This is a genomic window from Mesorhizobium sp. M4B.F.Ca.ET.089.01.1.1 (assembly GCF_004022605.1).
GTDB classification, from domain to species: Bacteria; Pseudomonadota; Alphaproteobacteria; order Rhizobiales; family Rhizobiaceae; genus Mesorhizobium; species Mesorhizobium abyssinicae.
In genome coordinates, this window is the sequence record NZ_RZOS01000858.1 from 1 (window position 1) to 1264 (window position 1264).

General features: G+C 63.3%; 1 protein-coding gene and 1 pseudogene. One reads left to right on the forward strand and one right to left on the reverse strand.

What is annotated here, in order from left to right; all coding sequences use genetic code 11:
• Positions 1 to 168: pseudogene (locus EN780_RS41635) on the forward strand (LysR family transcriptional regulator); the annotation flags it as partial.
• 26 nt (positions 169 to 194) lie between these two features.
• On the opposite strand, the gene EN780_RS34545 reads toward EN780_RS41635, so the two are convergent.
• Positions 195 to 1142: an alpha/beta hydrolase gene (locus EN780_RS34545; protein WP_128276486.1), complete on the reverse strand. Its 948-nt coding sequence runs from the start codon at positions 1140 to 1142 to the stop codon at positions 195 to 197.
• Positions 1143 to 1264: the final 122 nt, after the last annotated feature.

Consider the following 1264-nt stretch of genomic DNA (forward strand, 5'->3'; position numbering starts at 1 on the left):
TTCCTCGGCGACGAGATGGTCGCGCTTAGCCCGAAGGACGGCATGCCCGATATCGGCACCTACAACCTGGCCATGGTGGTGACGCCGGACGCCAGTGCGCCGGTGAAGGCGGTCGCGGACCATATCCGCGCTACTTTCGAAGTGTTCAAGGAAACCGGCAAGTTCTGAGCTTGGCTGACAAGTCCGGCTAGGGGTCAGGTCGCGGCCTGACCCTCAAGCGACCAGCCACGAGCCTTGACCGGCCGCGTTCTGGTTTCCCCAGTCAGGAAGGCAACGATGTTGCTGCGCGCGCGCCGCGTCTCCGGCATCTCGATCAGCGGCCAGACGTGGAACATGCCTTCCTCGTAGACGACCTCCACCTCGACGCCGGCGGCCCGCGCCTTCTCGGCGAAGATCAGGTTGTCGGGGGTGAGCAGGTCGTGCGAGCCGGTCAATAGCAGCGTCTTCGGCAATACGGAAAGGTCGCCGTAGAGCGGGCTGATGTGCCAGTCCGCGCGATCGATGCCGGCACTGTAGAGCCGGATCGCCTCCAGGCCGCCGGCAATGCCAAGCCACGGATCGTTGCGCTCGGCCTCGAACACTTCGGGGTTGGAGAGCGACATGTCGAGCCCGGGCGAAATCAGGACGTGGTGCGAGGGGAGCGGCAAGGCGTCCTCGGCCGCCATCATGGTCAGCACCACGGCCATGTTGCCGCCGGCGGAATCGCCCATGAAGACGATGTCCGCGGCTTCCGTCTCCTCGAGCATCTGCCGGTAGACCTTGCCGACCATGCCGAACATGGCGTGGAAGTCGTGCTCGGGCGCGATCGGGTAGATCGGCACGGTGATGCCGAAGCCCAGCCGCTCGGCCATCTCGGCGATCAGGCCCCAATGGTAGGAGGTGATCTGGAAGACAAAGGCGCCGCCATGCAGATAGAGCATGCGCTTGCGCTCGCCGGTCCTTGGCGCGATCTCATAAACGGGAAAGCCGTTCACCATGCGCTCGGCGATGTCGAAGCGGGAACGCAGCGAGGCCGGCGGATGGTGATCCTCGGTCTTGCGCGCATAGGCGATCCAGCGCTGCAGGTTTTCCGGACTGGAAAAGGCCTGCTTGCGGCTATGCTTGAGGACAAAAGAAACGACGTGGCTTTTGAAGCTGGGCATGCGGATACACGAACTTCGGCGGAGCCGACTAAGAGAATTCCCCTCTAATCCGAAGATCGTGTCTTGGGCGGAAATGTCAAGATTTGCGCCGGGTGCAACACGCTTGTGTGATCCTGCCGTGC

Bases quoted from the DNA above. Each gene is read 5' to 3' on its own strand.
- EN780_RS34545 (WP_128276486.1), bottom strand. From the start codon at position 1,142: ATGCCCAGCTTCAAAAGCCACGTCGTTTCTTTTGTCCTCAAGCATAGC.